Annotated in this window: 12 protein-coding genes; 6 read left to right on the top strand and 6 right to left on the bottom strand. The window is 58.3% G+C overall.

Going from position 1 to position 17,060, the window contains the following annotated elements; genetic code table 11:
• Positions 1 to 6: 6 nt before the first annotated feature.
• Together M2401_RS10035 and M2401_RS10030 are read right to left on the bottom strand one after the other, a co-directional pair.
• Positions 7 to 2,202, bottom strand: a complete 2,196-nt coding sequence (locus M2401_RS10035) for an outer membrane assembly lipoprotein YfiO (protein WP_259102237.1) — start codon at positions 2,200 to 2,202, stop codon at positions 7 to 9.
• 167 nt (positions 2,203 to 2,369) lie between these two features.
• Positions 2,370 to 2,909: a cytochrome b gene (locus M2401_RS10030; RefSeq protein WP_259102235.1), complete on the bottom strand. Its 540-nt coding sequence runs from the start codon at positions 2,907 to 2,909 to the stop codon at positions 2,370 to 2,372.
• Positions 2,910 to 3,428: 519 nt separating this feature from the next.
• Between M2401_RS10030 and M2401_RS10025 the strand changes: the two genes are divergently transcribed.
• Positions 3,429 to 4,553: a hypothetical protein gene (locus M2401_RS10025; RefSeq protein WP_259102232.1), complete on the top strand. Its 1,125-nt coding sequence runs from the start codon at positions 3,429 to 3,431 to the stop codon at positions 4,551 to 4,553.
• A gap of 34 nt (positions 4,554 to 4,587) precedes the next feature.
• Here M2401_RS10025 and M2401_RS10020 read toward each other — a convergent pair whose 3' ends face one another.
• Complete coding sequence (locus M2401_RS10020; protein WP_259102230.1) at positions 4,588 to 5,895, bottom strand: PAS domain-containing methyl-accepting chemotaxis protein; 1,308 nt, start codon at positions 5,893 to 5,895, stop codon at positions 4,588 to 4,590.
• 405 nt (positions 5,896 to 6,300) lie between these two features.
• Here M2401_RS10020 and M2401_RS10015 point away from each other — a divergent pair, with 405 nt between their 5' ends.
• Positions 6,301 to 7,320 (top strand): Gfo/Idh/MocA family oxidoreductase, encoded by a 1,020-nt coding sequence (locus M2401_RS10015; protein ID WP_259102227.1) that lies wholly within the window; start codon positions 6,301 to 6,303, stop codon positions 7,318 to 7,320.
• A gap of 133 nt (positions 7,321 to 7,453) precedes the next feature.
• Here the strand turns inward: M2401_RS10015 and M2401_RS34460 are convergent, their stop codons facing one another.
• On the bottom strand, positions 7,454 to 8,107 hold the full coding sequence (locus M2401_RS34460) for a methyl-accepting chemotaxis protein (RefSeq protein ID WP_409033909.1): 654 nt from the start codon (positions 8,105 to 8,107) through the stop codon (positions 7,454 to 7,456).
• A gap of 2,574 nt (positions 8,108 to 10,681) precedes the next feature.
• On the opposite strand from M2401_RS34460, the gene M2401_RS10005 reads away from it, so the two are divergent.
• From M2401_RS10005 to M2401_RS09995, 3 genes are all read left to right on the top strand, one after another.
• Positions 10,682 to 11,086: a TraR/DksA C4-type zinc finger protein gene (locus tag M2401_RS10005; RefSeq protein ID WP_259102222.1), complete on the top strand. Its 405-nt coding sequence runs from the start codon at positions 10,682 to 10,684 to the stop codon at positions 11,084 to 11,086.
• Positions 11,087 to 11,318: 232 nt separating this feature from the next.
• Positions 11,319 to 12,953 carry a methyl-accepting chemotaxis protein gene (locus M2401_RS10000; protein WP_259102220.1) on the top strand — a complete coding sequence of 545 codons (1,635 nt, stop codon included), beginning with the start codon at positions 11,319 to 11,321 and terminating at the stop codon, positions 12,951 to 12,953.
• A 297-nt stretch (positions 12,954 to 13,250) separates the two neighbouring features.
• Positions 13,251 to 14,729 (top strand): DUF2235 domain-containing protein, encoded by a 1,479-nt coding sequence (locus M2401_RS09995; RefSeq protein WP_259102217.1) that lies wholly within the window; start codon positions 13,251 to 13,253, stop codon positions 14,727 to 14,729.
• Between the two features lie 94 nt (positions 14,730 to 14,823).
• Here M2401_RS09995 and M2401_RS09990 read toward each other — a convergent pair whose 3' ends face one another.
• Entirely contained in the window at positions 14,824 to 15,057 is a 234-nt protein-coding gene (locus M2401_RS09990) for a DUF2789 domain-containing protein (RefSeq protein ID WP_259102215.1), read from the bottom strand.
• Between the two features lie 395 nt (positions 15,058 to 15,452).
• On the opposite strand from M2401_RS09990, the gene M2401_RS09985 reads away from it, so the two are divergent.
• On the top strand, positions 15,453 to 15,920 hold the full coding sequence (locus M2401_RS09985) for a hypothetical protein (protein WP_259102212.1): 468 nt from the start codon (positions 15,453 to 15,455) through the stop codon (positions 15,918 to 15,920).
• 48 nt (positions 15,921 to 15,968) lie between these two features.
• On the opposite strand, the gene M2401_RS09980 is transcribed toward M2401_RS09985, so the two are convergent.
• Complete coding sequence (locus M2401_RS09980) at positions 15,969 to 16,973, bottom strand: NADP-dependent oxidoreductase (RefSeq protein ID WP_259102209.1); 1,005 nt, start codon at positions 16,971 to 16,973, stop codon at positions 15,969 to 15,971.
• Positions 16,974 to 17,060 lie beyond the last annotated feature (87 nt).

Here is a 17,060-nt window from a genome sequence, read left to right as displayed (position 1 = left end):
CCGACCTTACCAGTAGAACTGCAGGGATTTGCCCCAGCTGGTGTCGGCGTAAGTGGTTTTCAGCTGTTTGAACCAGGCTTTGCGCGTGGACGGTTCGACCTCCTTACCGCCACAGCTGTTATTGCCCGACGGCGCATAGCAGTTGATGGCGCGGAACAGCGCATAGGCCTGGTCCTTGTGCTCGGCCTTGGTGTTGCCGAGCACCTGCTTGTAGCCCTCCAGACGCGAGAACACTTCCCCGGCATAGCCCGGCGCTGTACCACCGAGGCGGTCGGCGTTACGCCGTTGGTCCAGGCTCATACCGTCCAGACCGTTGCGCAGGATGAATTCGCCCTGACACAGCAAGCCTTTGGGGTCCTTGGCGTCCTTTTGCAGACGCGCGGCGATTTCCGGCAGGCTCGGGCAGGCATAACCGGAGTCGGCCTTGTCGCCGTTCCACAGAAACAGGGTCAGGTTGGAGCTACTGTAGCTGTCCCCCAGGGCGTAACCGAGTTTCTCTTCCGACGGCTTGGCGGGCAGGCGCTTGACGTCTTCGGCGTAGGCGGCGTATTGGCTGCGCATCAGGTCCTTGTAGAGCAGCACGAACAGCGCGGTATTGCGTTCGGTTTCGCTGACGCCTTTGGTCACTTGCTGACGCAGCAGGTCAGCATCGGCGACCTGGCGCAACAGGGTGTAACGCACCTGACTGGCCTTGATTGGCGAGCCCTCGGCGAACACCCTGGACAGCTGCTGATCCCGCTCGTAGTTCATGGCCAGGGCCAGTTCCAGCTGATCCTGTTGCAGCGGCTGGGTGCTCAGCGGCATCAGTTGCAGCCACAGTGCTGCGGCGCCCTTGAAGTCCTGCTTGGCTTCCATGGCCAGACCACGCAGGGTCTGCTGGCTGAAGGCCAGGTAATTGAGCTTCTCCGGCAACTGGGTCGGCAGCAGTTTGAGGGCTGCGTCCGGATCATTGCCGACATAGAACGCCTGGGCGGCCTGCAAGTAACCGAACAGCTCCGGCTGCTCGGCGAAGGTGGCCTTTTGTGCCAGCAGTTGCTCGCGGGTCAGTTTGCTTTTCGATTGCTCGCGCATCCACATCAGGTCGTTGAGCGCGGCCACCAGATAGGATTTCACTGGCTGGGTATTGCCCGCGATCAGTTTGGCGTCGGCTTCCTGTACCAGGCTGTCGAGGTAGTCCTCGTCACGCTCGTTATCGCCGGTGGCGAAGAATTCGTTCTGGTAGTCCTCGGCGAGCTTGTCGGTGTCGGCGCCCAGCCAGTGAACGCGGCGCAGCAGGCCGGTGGCGGAGGTGGAGTAGTAACCGAACGGATCGCTGTCGACATACGCCTTGAAGCCATCTTCGGCGCGCTTGAGTGCGGCCTTGTCGACCTTGCTGCGGTCCAGGTCGCCGTATTCGGTAAGGGCGTTTTCCTGGGCGAGATTCAGCTCGGTGCGCGCCACCATATAGACGGCTGTTTCATGCAGCCAGGGCAGCGCCGTGTCGCTGACTGCAGTGAAGCCTTGCTTGGCGTCGTCGAAGCGGCCGCTATAGAAGTCGCCGGCCGCCTTGAGGTACTGCACCAGCTCCTTGGCCGACGCCGAGTTCATATCGGTTGGCAACAGGGCCTGCAATTGTTCCGGCTCCCAGGCACAGGCTTGCAGCATCTTCATCCGCGCGCCGGCCAAGGCCTGGCGCTCGCTGTCCGAGAGGTTAATGCTCTCGACGACCTGATTCACAAAGCTCAGTGCGCTGTTATTGTTGTTGCTCTGACAACGGCTGCCTTCCCCCTGGATCAGGTCGGCCGAACCATTGGCAACCTCTTCTCGCTGGATATGCAGTTTGGCCAATGCCTTGTCCAGCGTGCTGCTGACCGAGTCAACAACGGTGACGTCAGTGCTCTCACCTTCGCTGTTCGCCGCCGGCGCCTGGCTCAGGTACAGGCGCGACAGGGCAAACGGCATCTCGCCATAGCCTTCGGCAAGATCATCCGCTGTCAGCGGGTTGGGCGTGACCTGCATGGAACCGCCGCTGGCCAGCAGCAGGCGCAGGTTGACCTGGCTGTCGTTGCCGGGGCTGAGGAAGGCCAGGTTGCTGCACGCGTCGTAGTTTTTCTTGAGCATGGAAAAGCTCGGCGAGCATGAGTCATCGCTACTGGCATGAGCCTGGGCACACACGGTTGCACTGATGGCAAGGGTCAGGGAAGTCAGCAAGGGGGAGCGCATGGAAGGTCCTTTCCGATACAGCCTGGAGGGCGGGGGAGTCGCAGTCATTGGCGCTGGCGATGATACCTGCGGTACAGGTTGGGTTGCGGAGATGTAACCAAATATTTTTCAAAAATGAGAGCTCCTGAGCACATGTGTGCCTCGCTCCAACGGCCTGATGGCGAGTTCTAAAGCATGCGTTTGAGGGTGTCGTCCTTGCGCACCAGGTGATGCCACAACGCCGCGATCCCATGCAGGCCGATCACCCAGTAGAAAATGCTGGCAAGCAGTTTGTGCAGGTCTTCGAACTTTTCCGCCAGGCGATCCGAGGTGGGGAAGGGCGAGGGGATTTGCAGGTCGGTCAAGGGGATTGGCAGCGCGCCGGTTTCGATGACCACTGCCGACAAGCCGAGGATCGGTTGGACAAAAAGAAAGGCATACAGCGCGTAGTGGGTCAGGGTAGCGGCCCGACGCAGGGCGGTTTGCAGAGGCGGGGTAATGGGCGGCGGTGTATGCCGACGGCGCTCTGCTATACGAAAGAAAGCCATGCCCAACACAAGCAGGCCGGTCCAGAAGTGGCTATGCACGACAAAGGCCCGCACGGGGGATGATTTGCCAAACTCGACGCGGCTGAGGATCAGGCCATAGGCCAGTACGACCAGCGCCGCCATGCTCCAATGGAACCAGCGGGCTTTGGCACTGTAGCGGTGCGCCGAAGATGTGCTCACAAATCGGATTTCCTGATCAGGTAACCAAAAGTGCCAGTTTTTCAGGCACGTAGCTCACATAGCAATCCCCATGCCGTTTATTTGTGTCTGTCATGGGGCAGAAGTATTCAATATATCGGCAAATTTTATACAGGCATTAGCCCAAACTATAAGCATTGTATAATCATGGCTGTTTGATATTTCTTTAGTATGGAAGAGTCTGTGTTTGGTTATCTTTATTGCGAGCTTTAAGGTTGACATGTATTGCAATGGGTCGCATTGTTACTGGTGCGCCTAGTTGGCGGCAGGTCACTGTTAAAATAAAGCTTTGCGCTCAATAAGAGCGTGTTGTCCGGGCGTTACATTCAGTCGAGTGGAACAGCCATCATGAGTTTGCTGAATCCTCTCCATTTGTTGGTTTCATTCTGCGTATCGCCTTCCGTCCGCTGTCCGCTCGCGAGGGCCAGTACTTCGCAGGGGGAATAATGATAATGATTCTTATAATGGATGCTTGTCCAGCGCAGCATCAAGGAATGATTCGTGGACAAAAAGAAACTTCTTATCGTGGGCGGTGGAAAGTTGGGTCGGCAGATTCTGCAAATACTGGCCCCGCGCAATGTATTCATCTTCTATGTCGCCAGTCGTGAACTGGACCACGCTGTGCGCACGTGTAATCTGATTCGCCAGGGTTGTCTGCAGATGGGAGTTAGTTGTGTGTTACATCCGGTCGCTCTTGAACTGGGTGCCAGCCAGATCGACGAGAATGCCGCAGTAATCGCCCGCATCAGGCCTGACATTATTTTGAACTGTGCCTCCCTGCACTCATGGCGCTGGCTACGCGATCTGCCTGCACCTCTGTATGCCGCTCTTGGCGAAGCGCAATTAGGGCCGTGGCTGCCCATGCACCTAGCCCCGGCCTATGACCTGATGCGCGCGGTGGTAAGTTCGCGGGTCAAGGCGCTGACCGTCAATGCAGCCTACCCCGATGTGGTCAACGTGGTGCTGGACAAGGTAGGCCTGGCGCCGGATGTCGGGGTGGGTAATGTCGCCAACCTGATACCGGCCATGCGCCTGGCTATTGCCCGGTTGGCGTTGTGTGACAGCCAGCAGGTGCAGGTCAAGCTGGCGGCGCAGCATTTTCTCAGCCATCAGTTGACCCGGGTCGGCATGCCGCTGCAGTCGCATTACCGCCTTGCCTATCGAATCGGTGGCAAGGACTGCACGGGGGCGTTTGACGACGCGCTGATCTTCAACGGCGTCTGCACGCATTTTCGCAGTCTGGACGATCAATTCCTGACGGCGGCTTCTGCGGTGAGCGTGATAGAAAACCTGTTCTCGCTGAATGAGGCCGAGACTCATGCGCCGGGACCTCACGGCTTGCCAGGCGGTTATCCGGTGCGCATCGGCATGGGCCAGGTGTTGTTGTCATTGCCTTATGGGGTGTCGCGTAGTGATGCGATCAGCGTCAATCAGCAGGGCCAGCGTCAGGATGGCATTCGTGAAGTGCACGCCGATGGTCGGGTATCGTTTGAGAGCGAGCAGATGGCGATCATGGAAAGTCTGCTGGGTTATTCCATCCAGTGCCTGCATCTGACCGATGTACATGCCTGTGCCGCAGAGCTTGGGCGCAAATATCAGGCGCTGGTCAACCAGAGCCGTAGCTGAAGCCCATCTGTGCAGAGAGCTTCAGCCAGACCGGTCATTTCTGGGCAAAGATGCGCACTGCATCTACAGCATTATTGGTGCCCTGGCTGATCTGCACAATCACGGAACCGGCCTGGTCTGCCAGATCGACACCTTTAGTTGCACTGCTGCGGGTGTTGTCCATGCTGTCGATGGCCTGTTGTGTCTCGCTCTGGATCTTGCCGATCATTTCCGAGATCTCGGCTGTCGAGCGACTGGTGCGTCCGGCCAGTTGGCGTACCTCGTCTGCGACCACGGCAAAGCCGCGGCCCTGATCACCGGCGCGGGCAGCCTCGATAGCAGCGTTGAGGGCCAGCAGGTTGGTCTGTTCAGCGATGCTGCGAATGGTATTGACGATGGCGGTGATCTGCTCGGAGCGCGAACCCAGTTGGGCGATGATGCGCGATGAGTCTTCGATGTTGGAAGAGATCTGGCGCATCTCGCTGGCGGCCTGCTGAATCACTTCGGTGCCTTGCTCGGTGACTTTCTGGGTCTCCACGGAAATATGGTAGGCCTGTGCCGCGCTGTGGCTGTCCTGCTCGTGTTTTTCGACCCGCGAGGTGATATCGGAAGCAAACTTGATGATTTTGCTTAACTTGCCGTTGGCGTCATACACCGGGTTATAAGTCGCCTCGAGCCAGAGTGTCTGCCCGTTACGACCGGTGCGCTTGAACTGCCCACTAAAGAACTCGCCCTTATTCAGACGGCGCCAAAAGTCTGCGTATTCAGAACTGTTGGAAACTTCCGGCGGGCAGAGCTGGCGGTGATTCTTGCCGATCAACTCTGCTGCGCTATAACCGACTAACTGCAACAGATTCTTGTTGGCGGACAAAATGCGTCCTTCCAGATCGAACTCAATCACGGCCATGGCGCGGTCAATGGCTTCCAGTTTGCTCCTGGCGTACTGCTCGGCTTCGATACGCTCGGTGACATCCAGGGCGTACTTGACCACCTTGAGCACCTTGCCGGATTCATCCTTGACCGGGTTGTAGGTTGCTTCGAGCCAGACGGTGTGGCCGTCTGAAGCGACCCGACGAAAGGTCTCGGAGACAAAGTCACCCGCACGCAGGCGCGACCAGAACTGCTTATAAGCCGCGCTTTGGGCTTCTTCAGCAGAGCAGAACATGCGGTGTTCGCGGCCAATCACATCTTCACGGCGGTAGCGCATGGCGGCCAGGAAGTTATCGTTGGCACTGAGTACGACTCCGTTGAGATCGAACTCAATGGTCGCCATCGAGCGATTGATTGCGTGCAGCAAGCCTGCTTGTTGATCGATGGTCTGCTGAAGTACGGCCAGTTCTTTCTTGGAAGATGTGAATAACATGATGGCTGCCCGGCAAATAATGGGAATAAGGGGGTGTCCAGCTCAATGGCCGATCAACGGTCGGCCTCAGGCTTCTCCTTATGCCATGTTGCCATCATAGGGTGCAGGCTAGAGTTTTGTACAACTAATTGTAAATAGTATTTTAGTTGTAACAACGGTCCATTCCTTTGAGTGGGTTGGGAAGAATCATTCTCGGTATTATTCAGGAAATGCCCGATTTCCCGCCTTCTGTGGCGGAAACTTGGCGTCAATATAGTCGGCGATCGACGGGGTTGGGTCAACAGGGTTTGTAGTGATTATGTATAGGTTTTGTATAAGATTTGTCATGGCCTTTAGCCATAATTCTTAAAGGGCTGTATCTATGTATTCTTCCAGCCCGATTCAAGCAAAGACAGGGAGTAAGCCATGCGCATTGGATTAGTCGGGTACGGTAAGGGCGGACGGTTCTTTCATGCTCCTTTGATCGCCAGCCTGCCGGATGCGACGTTTGTCGGCGTAGTGACACGCTCCGCCGAGCGCCGCCGGGAACTGTTGGCGGATCACCCGGGGGTAGCGGCCTTTGACAGCCTCGCCGAACTTGCCGCAGCCGGTGTCGAGGCGGTGGCTATTTCCACTCCACTGGCGACGCGGCGGGCTTTGATTCTCCAGGCCATCGAGCTTGGCCTGGCTGTTGTGAGTGATAAGCCATTCAGTGCCGACGCCGCTCAGGCGCAGGAGCTGCTGGAGGCGGCTGAACGACGTGCGGTGTTGCTCAGCGTCTATCAGAACCGCCGTTGGGACTCGGATTTTCTTACCCTGCGCAAACTGTTGGCCGACGGCGTCCTGGGCGTTATCAGTCGCTTCGAGTCGAGCATAGAGCGTTATTCGCCGCGCTCCGTGGGCAAGCTGGCCGGAGGCGGTGTGCTGCTTGATCTGGGCAGCCATCTGGTGGATCAGGCCCTGCAATTGTTCGGTCCTGTCGCCAGGGTGTACGCCGAGTTGCAATACGCCAGCCCGCAACAAAGCGTCGATCACGGCTTCTTTATAGCCTTGACTCACCGCAATGGCGTTGTCTCGCATCTGTCGGGCAGTTGCCTGCAGAGCACACCGAGGCCGCGCTTTCGCCTTAGCGGTAGCGAGGGCTGTTACAGCGTCCATGGGCTGGACGGTCAGGAAGCTGCCGTATTGGCCGGTCTGACGCCAAAATCCGCGGGCGAAGGCTGGGGCGTCGAGGCCGAAGATTGCTGGGGATGGCTGGAGCAGGGCGAGCGGCGCGAACGGGTTCCTTCGCAGCGGGGTGAGTGGTTGTCCTTCTATATAGCATTCCAGCGGGCGTTGGTCGGGCAGAGCGGCAATCCGGTAACGGCCGGGGAAGTCCTGGCGAATGCGCAGGTGTTGGACGCGGCGCGCCTGAGTGCACTGGAAGGGCGGGTGGTGGTTTTGTAAATTACCTGCCTGAATTGGAATGCGCTCAGTGTAGGAGCTGCCGGAGGCTGCGAAGGCGGTGTGTCAGGCAGTCCCATTCGCAGCCTTCGGCAGCTCCTACAAATCTCATCTCAATTCAGATTTTTTAAGCCTGTCAGGACACCCGCGCCGCCTTTTGCGTCCCGCCACTGACTTCAAACTGCCCTACCAGTTTCTGCAGTTTGTTGGCGTTCATGCGTACGGTCTCGGCGCTGCTTTGCAGGACCACGACGTTTTCGCGCATTTCCCCGCAGGCACCGTCGACGCGGCGTATGGTCTTGCCGTAGTCCAGGCTGCGCTCGCTCAGTTGCTGAATGATGCCGATCATGCTCTGCACTTCATGATGCAGTTCGGCGTTGTCCGAGGCGCCGTCAACGCTGGAGCGCAGGTGGTTGTCGACATCCTGCACGCCGCTTTCCATGAAGGCCACGGCCTGCTGGGTCTCGCTTTGCAGGCCCTCGACCATCTGGCGAATTTCCTCTGCGGCGCTGGCGGTGCGCACGGCCAGTGAGCGGACTTCGTCGGCGACCACGGCAAAGCCGCGACCATGTTCACCGGCTCGGGCCGCTTCGATGGCGGCATTGAGGGCCAGCAGGTTGGTCTGGTTGGTGATGTTGGTGATCAGGCCAATGATATTGCTGATCTGCGCCATCTTCGAGTCCAGGGACTGCACGCTGGAAGCCGAGCGCTCGACCACGTCACGAATCGACTGAGTGCCGACCCGCGCCGCCTCGAACTGCTCGCGGGCACGCAGTACCACATCGTCCATGGCGCGCTTCATCTGTTCGGCAGTCAGTGAGGCCTGGCGGATTTCTTCCAGCTGGCCTTCGACGATAAGCATCATGCGATTGACCGCTTCGGTGACTTCACCGGAGGTCAGCCCGGCTTCCTGGCTACTGCCGAGCATGCGTTCGTTGGTCTTGCGCATGCTCTGGGAGGCGTGGATTACCTGACCGACCACGGCGTCGAGGTTGTCGATGAAGCTGTTGATCCAACGGCCCATGTCGCCGGTTTCGTCGTTGACCATGGTGCCGGTGTCCAGGCGCTGGCGCAGGTTGCCTTCGCCCTCGGCAATGGTGCGGATCACATCCGTCATGCCGCTCATGCGTGCCGCCAGACGCTTTGGCCCCAGTGACGAGAAGGCCAGAGCCGTGACACTCAGCCCGACCACCTTGGCCGCGTCGATCTGCCACTGGTTCCAGCCACTGAAGTGCTGCAGCACATAGTCAATCGCGAAGAAGCTGCCGATGGTCGCCAGGTAAGGCTTCATCAGGCCGTAGCTCAGGGAGCGGCGGCGGTATACCTCTTCAAGGTCGGCCTCGCACATCATGCCCCAGCGGTCAGGAGAGCCGGGCAACTGGAAGGTCACGCCCTTGCCAATCACCGGGATATGGCGGTAGTCGGCGTAACCGGGGTAGGTGGTGAACAGGTTCGAGCCGTTGCGGATGGTTTCCCGTACGCCGGGGTGCAGCTGCTGGGTGGCCGGGTCGGTAAAGCGCAGTTCCAGCTCGGTATGACGGTTGATACGCACGGTGCCCCATTCGGTCTTGACGCCGCTGCGCAGGTTGTCGCCGTGGGTGAAGGCGTCGTCCTCGAAACGCGAGCGCGACAGGGCAATGCCCGGCTGCACGCTGGGATCGAACACCGACTTGACCATGAACAGGTAGTTGTCTCCGGACTCAGGATAGATATGGCCTGCCTCGCGCTGGATCAGGTCACCCAGCACATCATTGGGGACGCGCCCGCACAGACAGCCCACGACCCGGCCCTGGGCATGCAGCGGCTGGTAGAACATCAGGGTTACTTCATCGTGAAAGCGCGATGAGGAGGGGCCGATTTTCAGGGTCAGCGGATCTACGTAAGGTCCATGTAGAAACGGTTTTTTCAGGCCTTCAGCCAGTGCACGAGGGTTCGAATCCCTTGCGTCACTTTGCCCGGTCGCCGTAGTGGCCAGAAGCTGCCCATGAGGATCGACGACAAACAGTTCGGAGAAATCTGACGCTTGTTGCAGCTTGTCCTGAAGCTGGCGCAGGTCGATTCGCTCGATGTCCCGGGCAATGCCTGCGGCCAACTCAGCCAGGTGATCCCAGTACTCCTGTGTCCAGTGTTGCAGCAGCTTCACCCGGGTTTCGGCGATGGACTCGAACGTGCGCTCGATCACCGGATAGATGGACTTGTTCAGCAGGCACGAGCGGCCCATGGCCAGTTTGCCGGTGTTGCCAAACCAGGGCAGCCAACGCTTCTCAGCGGGGGAGAGCTGCATCGAATCACTACGCAGGGTCATGCTCAAAGCTCCAAGCCAGACATCAAGGGGCCATCACCAAGGCAAAGAGCGCGCCACGAAAAAAAGCTGATCATTCAGTTAGTTACATTTCGTCTTCGCTGACAGGACAAAAACCGGCGCTCAGAGACAAGTGCTGAGCAGTGATATGTGATGGTGGGTTGTCTGATGACTTGGAAGGTTTCGCCGATCAAATCCAGAGCTTGCCGGTGAAAAACGGGTGCGAGGTGGCGACAGTGCTTGCCGGCATTTGGCCCAATGAAATCGGGGCTAAGAAGCGGTGTTGGGTCGGGTATCGCGGCTGCAACTATTTCCACTGAAAACGAAATCATAAACACGAGAAAATGCTGTTTTTAATGGCTGAATCAGCATCTTTTTGCGTGATCTTCGAAACGGTGTCTGTGCTGGTATAGACAAGGCATATGACCGTTCGTCGGAACGCATTCTCGCTCTTGTATCGACTTGCTCCGACCCGCTTCGTCCCAGAGTGACGCTGCATTTGAAGGTTGTTTTTTGCTTGCTTGTGGTGCAAAAAATCAAAAAAAGAACTGTTACGGTGCAATTTTTAAATTATATGGCGCGTTGATTGTCTGCAAATGTCGCTTTTCGGAAAGCTTTTTTTGCAAGGTAAAATCATCTTTTGTTTTTGCACTGATAGGGTGCGTTTTGCGGGCGTGGCCATAGCGTGCGCTCGACCGATTTCGGCTGTGGTTAAGGCAGGCGGCTTTACCTTTATAGGCGGGGCCGCTTATATTCGAGGTCGTCATCAGGAGCCTGACCAGGCTTCTGAGCGGATACACATCTTAAAGGGCCGATTTCGGCCCTTTTTGTGTTTTTGCCATCTGGCTGGAACCGAACGCCATGGATGCCCTCAAAGCCCCGCGCTACAAGGCTTTTACGATCAATCGCGTCAATTAGGTTGCCGATGACACAAGCCGGCCTTAGACTGCCGCCCCTCGTAAATTGAGTGCCAGGTGGCGCTTGGAGACTGTGGCGCTTTTACGGCAACGACGAGCCGCTCCCTAAATCGCCTTAATGCACGTTTTTTTTATAGAGAAATCAATGACAAAGGAAAAGTTGCTGGCCATGCCGGCCGATGACTACATGAATGCCGAACAGCACGCTTTCTTCGTCGAGCTGCTGCAGGGCATGAAGGTCGAAATCCACGAGCGCATCGAGCAGAGCCGCATTGCCATCGAAAGCCTGGATACACCTGCAGACCCGGCTGACGCTGCTTCCGTTGAAGAAGAGCGCCACTGGCTGGTCAATGTCATCGATCGTGATCAGCGCATGCTCCCACAGCTGGAAATGGCCTTGGCGCGTATCGCCGATGACAGTTTCGGCTGGTGCGACGACAGCGGCGAGCCTATCGGGCTCAAGCGTCTGCTGATCAGCCCGACCACCAAATATTGCATCGAGGCGCAAGAGCGTCACGAGCAGATCGACAAGCACCAGCGCCAGGCCTGATAGCCGCCGCTGATCCACTGCTTGTCTGTCCGACGCCGGGGGCCATCAATGGATGGCCCCCGGCGTTCTTGTGTCTGCAATAAGCCTGCGGTCGCCAATTTGCGAATTCTGCGCTGCTGAATGTTGCCTATCCTCTCTATCTTCTTCGGTTACAACTAACGACTCATGGCGCCTTGCCGGTATCTGACGTTTAATCCGTACAAATAACGATAAAACAGAGGGAGTGAGGCATATGGCAAACGGATCGTTGCTGGGGTCGCTGCCGGTGCCGGGCGAGTCCGGCGATGGGGCTGGCAGTGCCCGCGCCTTGGGTTGGCTGATGCCCGTCGTGCAGACTGTAGTGCTGTGCCTGGTGCTGGCGGCCGTGGTTCTATGGGGGCTGTCTCTCTATTTGGCAGTGCCGATCGTGCTCGTGGCGGTCTGGCTGCCCCGGGTCTTCGCGGCGCGTCCGGCCGCTGTCGACACACAGGCGGATGACGGCGGTATTGCTCGTCTGACCCGGGATTTGTCCTACACCACGAGTCATAACGCGCTATCCGCCGCCGGAGTGGCGTTTTCCGTGCGGCAGTTGGCTGGCAAGGTGCAGTCCCAGCTTGATGCGGCAGAGAAGATCGTCAGCAGCGCCGATGCCATGATCGCTACCGAGCATCAGACCTCGCTGCTCAGTCAGCAGGCGCTGTCTGCGGCCACGGAGGCAAGGCACAGCAGCGCTGCCGGTAGCGGCGTGCTGGCCGAGTCCATTGAGCGCATGCGCATGTTGAGCAAGCGTGCGGTGGGCAGTCGCGAGCTGATCGAGGCGCTGAGCCAGCGCAGTGAGGAGATCCAGCGCGTGACCCTGGTGATCCAGTCCATCGCCAGTCAGACCAATCTGTTGGCCTTGAACGCGGCCATTGAAGCCGCCCGTGCCGGTGAGCATGGGCGCGGGTTTGCGGTGGTCGCCGATGAGGTCCGTGGACTGGCGGCGCGAACCGCCAGTGCGACCGAGGAGGTCGGGCAGATGGTCGCCGATATCCAACTGCGCACGGGGCAGGTCGTGGAGCAGATTCGTCAGTTGTCCAGCGATCTGGACAGCGGTCTTGAGCAGGTCGAACACACCGGCGCGCAGCTGGAAAATATCGCCCGCCTGGCGGCTGGCGTAGAGAGTGAGGTCAGCGAGATCGCCCTGGGCGCGCAGACCAATCAGGAGCAGCTCGCCAGTCTCTTCGTCGCCGTGCAGCAGATGCGCAGCGACCTGGCGATCAGCGACGAGCAGACTCGTCATCTGGCCAAGACCGCCGTGCAGATGGAAGGACAGGCGGAAACCATCAGCGAGCGCCTGGCCGAGGTGGGCCTGGACGATTATCACCAGCGTATCTACGACCTGGCCCGGGAAGGGGCGGCGCAGATTACTGCCAGGTTCGAACAGGATATCGATCAGGGCCGGGTAAGCCTGGAAGACCTGTTCGACCGCAGCTACCAGCCAATCGCCAAGACGGTGCCAGCCAAGTATCAGACCCGCTTTGATCGTTATACCGATCAGGTCCTCCCGGCGATTCAGGAGCCCTTGCTGCCACGCCATGAGGGGCTGGTCTTTGCCATCGCCTGTACGCCTCAAGGCTATGTACCCACCCATAACAATGCTTTTGCCGAAGCGCCGACGGGGGATCCGGCAGTGGATATGGTGCGCAGCCGCAGCAAGCGCAAATTTGACGACCGCACCGGCATTCGCTGCGGCAGCCATCAGAAGCCCGTGCTGTTGCAGACCTACACCCGTGATACGGGAGAGCTGATGCATGACCTGTCGGTGCCTATCATGATCAAGGGGCGGCACTGGGGCGGTTTGCGTATGGGTTATAAGCCCGAGGGAGCGGGCACCGCCAAGCGCTGAACAGCCACTAAGCGGCAATCCGGCCCTGTTCGCGATTATTTCGCGAGCGGGGCTTTTCTTTTTATGGAAAACGGGATTAGGTGCATTGGTTGCGGAAATTAATGCTGCATTTGAATTGTTTATTTACGTTGAACGTTTTTTTGTTTTTTATAAGTTTTACCTTGGTTTGATGTAGGAGCTTTCTGATATGTAAGGTTTCTACTTGACGTTCTTTTGCTGTGTATCAATATATTAAACTTAATAAGGATTTTGATGTTGGCGGCGAGCTTCATCGTCGCGCACAAAAGGGAAGCAATCATGGAAAGTACAAGGAAAGTACAGGCGACAGGGGCTTTGTCAGCCGCTATCGCATCGGCGGTGGTCGTGCGCGTCGGCTTGTTTTTTGACGGCACGGGAAACAATCGGGTCAATAGTCGTATTGGTGCCGATTGCCGCGCCATGGCTGAAGTCAATGAGTACGAGCATATTATTGAGTGTCGGGGCTGTCGCGATAATCCCCTCAGCAGTTATGCCAGTGCGCTGAGCAATATTGCCCGGTTGTTCGAGTTATATCCCGACCGGCCTAAAGCCATTGCACAAGCGGGGCAGTTAAATGTGTATTGGCCTGTTTATATCAGCGGCGTGGGAACAACTTCCAAAGGCAGTGATTCGTTGTGGCCGGGGCAGAGTTTTGGCCGGGGTTCAACAGGAGTGGTCGCCAAGGCAGAACAGGCAATCAGAAAGATCGGTCGCTGTCTGGACGCGTTCAGGACGCATAACCCGGATTGCTGCATTGTACGCCTTGAACTGGACCTGTTCGGTTTCAGTCGCGGCGCCGCCTCGGCGCGGCATTTTGCCAATGAAGTGCTGAAACGCGACAAGGGTGGGCTGGATCCACTGTTCAACCGTTACGCCAGCGCATTCAGTGAGGATTTCGCCTGGGGTGATGACGCTGTGCAGCTCAAGGTCATCGGGCTGTTCGACACGGTCGCTGCGGTTGCCGGTCTGCTGGACATGGGCAATGTGCGGGACTCCACGAACAGTCAGGTCAACCTGTATCTGCCGCCGGGCTGTGCGCAGCAGGTTTTGCATCTGGTGGCGCGGGATGAGCAGCGGCGCAATTTCGCCCTCAACAGTATTAACCCGCAATGGCCTCGGGAAATCCTGCTACCTGGGGTGCACTCGGATATTGGCGGGGGTTATCACCCGCAGATCAGGGAAAAGGTTCTGGTGACCCGTCCCCGACGTTGTGTGGTCAGCTGTGGCACGCCCAAAGAGTCGACATCTGCCTGGATTCAGGCCCAGGCAGATCTGCAGGCACTGGACGCCGGGCATTGGCTGGACCCTGAGGATTCGCTGGCGTCGTTGCAGGTGGAGTGTGCCGAAGAGGACACGACCCGTTTGCGTGGACGCTGTTCGTTGGGGCTCAAATCGGTGGTGGCGGCGTGTTGCCTGCGGCGTCAGGTATTCGGCCATCTGGCCTTGGTGTCATTGCGGGTGATGCACGCTCTGGCCTGCGACGAAGGTGTGCCCTTCGCCCCGATCGGGGGGCAGCATGAGCTGCAGTTGCTGCCGGAGCTGTTCGATATCAACGCCAAGTTGATTCGCTATGCCCGGGGTGCTGATTATGAGCTTGATGCCCGTGAGGAGCGCATGTTGCGTCATCGCTACATTCATCGTTCGGCGCACTGGCACAGTCTGATCGGGCGCAGCGGCCGTCTTGGTCATATGTGGTTCGTGCATGCGCCGCAGCCTGGGGGGCGGATTCGTCATCCGAATCGGCTGCAGCCGGGGTAGGGGCATCTGCCCATTTGAGGGGCAAGCATAATGTGGGACCGGCTTTGGCCGGTCCCACGAAACAGCGCTTGATCCCAGCAACAGGCCGGCCGCATCACTCGCTGTGCAGCAGCACATTCAGCTCGTCGACTACCGGTGCCCAGTCATCATCGCCGCGCAGTTTTTCCTTGAGCAGCGCTTTTTGGCTTTCATTCCAGAACTCGGCATCCACCAGTTTTAGGTCATCGGGCAGTGAGTGACTGCGGACAAAATCGTCGATGTCTGCCTGCCCACTGAGCAGCCCCAATTGGTCGAACAGGGTGCTCAGGGTCGGAGTTTCAATATCCATGTCATCACCTCGGGGTGTGGGATTTATGCGCCAATACATCAAATGTGAGCCCGGTGCACTGGCGTTAGTTCAGTCTTTCATCCCTGCCTGATAATCACTGGTGAATCTGTGCTCTTTTTCAGCCGGGTGGTAAGTGATAGTGTGCGTGTCTTGCAGGATGCGCATCACCATGACGGCCCTGAGCCGACTGAATAACCCGTCGCTGTCAACACCAGTCAATGTCTGCTGCCGATGCAGTGGTGGACCGTGCGCGTGAGCGTGCATGCATTTGATGGCTGAGTCCTGTGGCCTTGCCCAGGCCCGAGGCGGCGAAGGGGCCGATTCCGTATTTTTCCACTGTCCGTGGTCCATGGCTGGCTGGACAGCATCATTTGTCATGTTTGGGGGTTGGTACTTTGGCAGTCAGTAATCTGGATACGCACGCGCTGTTCGTGCTGGGCGACCTTCGGGCCAAGTTGGTCAAGCAATTCCAGTCGCGCTTCGTTTATGTCTGTGAGCAAACCGCCGAAGGTATTTATATTGCCGAGATCGATACCGAAACCGCACTGGTAGTGGACGACAAGCCACGCCTGGAGCTCAAGGTCGGCGATCATTTCCGTGCGGCGGTATTGCCCAGCCGTGAAGGCGGCAAGTTCGAATTGAAGTTTCGCGAAGTCAAACTGACCGTCTATGGGCTGGGTGAGTACGCCTTTGTCTCGACGGCAGACGGCACGGGTATTGTCTTCAAGGAAGGTCATACCGTGATGATGGTGTTTTCCGGCCCTGAACAATTGCAGGGCGGCTTGACCAAGACGCTCAAGGCGGCAACCGCCAAGGCAGCCAAGTGGCGCAAAGGCGAGTTGACGTTCAAGGCCAGCGAATAATCCGGCGCAACGAATGAGCGCATGGGCGCTCGATTCGTTAGTGGCTGCTTAGATTTTCAACACAAGTTTGCCGAAGTTTTCCCCGCTGAACAGTTTCAGCAAAGTTTCAGGGAAAGTTTCCAGGCCTTCGACGATATGTTCGCGGCTCTTGAGTTTGCCCTGGGCCAGCCAGCCCGCCATTTCCTGGCCCGCTTCGGCGAAGCGTGGGGCGTAGTCCATGACGACGAAGCCTTCCATTTGTGCGCGGTTGAACAGCAGCGAGAGGTAGTTGGCTGGGCCTTTGACCGGTGTGGTGTTGTTGTACTGGCTGATTGCACCGCAGATGACCACCCGGGCCTTGGGGGCCAGACGGCTGAGTACGGCATCGAGGATATCGCCGCCGACGTTGTCGAAAAACACATCCACGCCGTTGGGGCATTCGCGCTTCAGGGCGGTGTGCAGGTCTTCGCTTTTGTAGTCGATGGCGCCGTCGAAGCCCAGTTCGTTGATCAGCGAGTAGCACTTCTCTTCGCCACCTGCGATGCCGATGACCCGGCAACCCTTGATCTTGGCAATCTGCCCGGCAACGCTGCCCACCGCACCGGCCGCGCCGGAAATCACTACGGTATCGCCGCGTTTCGGCGCGCCGACGTCGAGCAGGGCGAAGTAGGCGCTCATGCCGGTCATGCCCAGTGCCGAGAGGTAACGCGGCAGTGGTGCCAACTTCGGATCGACTTTGTGCAGGCCCTTGGGGTCGCCGAGAAAGTAGTCCTGCACGCCGACGGCGCCCTGCAAATAATCACCCACGGCGAATTGCGGGTGTTTCGAGGCAATCACTTCACCCACGCCGAGAGCGCGCATCACATCGCCCAGCGCCACCGGGGCGATATAGGACTTGCTGTCGTTCATCCAGCCGCGCATGGCCGGATCCAATGACAGGTAACGGTTCTTGAGTAGCACCTGGCCATCCGCAGGCTCGGCAACCGGGACTTCCTTGAAGGTGAAGTCTTCCCGGCTGGCCTGGCCAACGGGGCGCCGGGCGAGCAGGAATTGACGATTGGTCTGGGCGGTCATGGCAGTTCCTCGAAATTAAGGCGAAGGCCTGATTGAAGCCCCGCTATGGGCGCGGCGCAAGCAGGGCGGTTGCGGCGAATGTGCGGC

It is taken from the genome of Pseudomonas sp. JUb42 (genome assembly GCF_024807945.1).
GTDB lineage: Bacteria > Pseudomonadota > Gammaproteobacteria > Pseudomonadales > Pseudomonadaceae > Aquipseudomonas.
Note: the sequence above shows the minus strand (reverse complement) of the source record. Positions and strands in the feature narration are given on the sequence as shown.

Excerpts from the sequence above, each read along its gene's own strand:
- M2401_RS10035 (WP_259102237.1), bottom strand. The coding sequence starts at position 2,202 with ATGCGCTCCCCCTTGCTGACTTCCCTGACCCTTGCCATCAGTGCAACC.
- M2401_RS10020 (WP_259102230.1), bottom strand. The coding sequence starts at position 5,895 with ATGTTATTCACATCTTCCAAGAAAGAACTGGCCGTACTTCAGCAGACC.
- M2401_RS10015 (WP_259102227.1), top strand. The coding sequence starts at position 6,301 with ATGCGCATTGGATTAGTCGGGTACGGTAAGGGCGGACGGTTCTTTCAT.
- M2401_RS34460 (WP_409033909.1), bottom strand. The coding sequence starts at position 8,107 with ATGGACGATGTGGTACTGCGTGCCCGCGAGCAGTTCGAGGCGGCGCGG.
- M2401_RS10005 (WP_259102222.1), top strand. The coding sequence starts at position 10,682 with ATGACAAAGGAAAAGTTGCTGGCCATGCCGGCCGATGACTACATGAAT.
- M2401_RS10000 (WP_259102220.1), top strand. The coding sequence starts at position 11,319 with ATGGCAAACGGATCGTTGCTGGGGTCGCTGCCGGTGCCGGGCGAGTCC.
- M2401_RS09995 (WP_259102217.1), top strand. The coding sequence starts at position 13,251 with ATGGAAAGTACAAGGAAAGTACAGGCGACAGGGGCTTTGTCAGCCGCT.
- M2401_RS09990 (WP_259102215.1), bottom strand. The coding sequence starts at position 15,057 with ATGGATATTGAAACTCCGACCCTGAGCACCCTGTTCGACCAATTGGGG.
- M2401_RS09980 (WP_259102209.1), bottom strand. The coding sequence starts at position 16,973 with ATGACCGCCCAGACCAATCGTCAATTCCTGCTCGCCCGGCGCCCCGTT.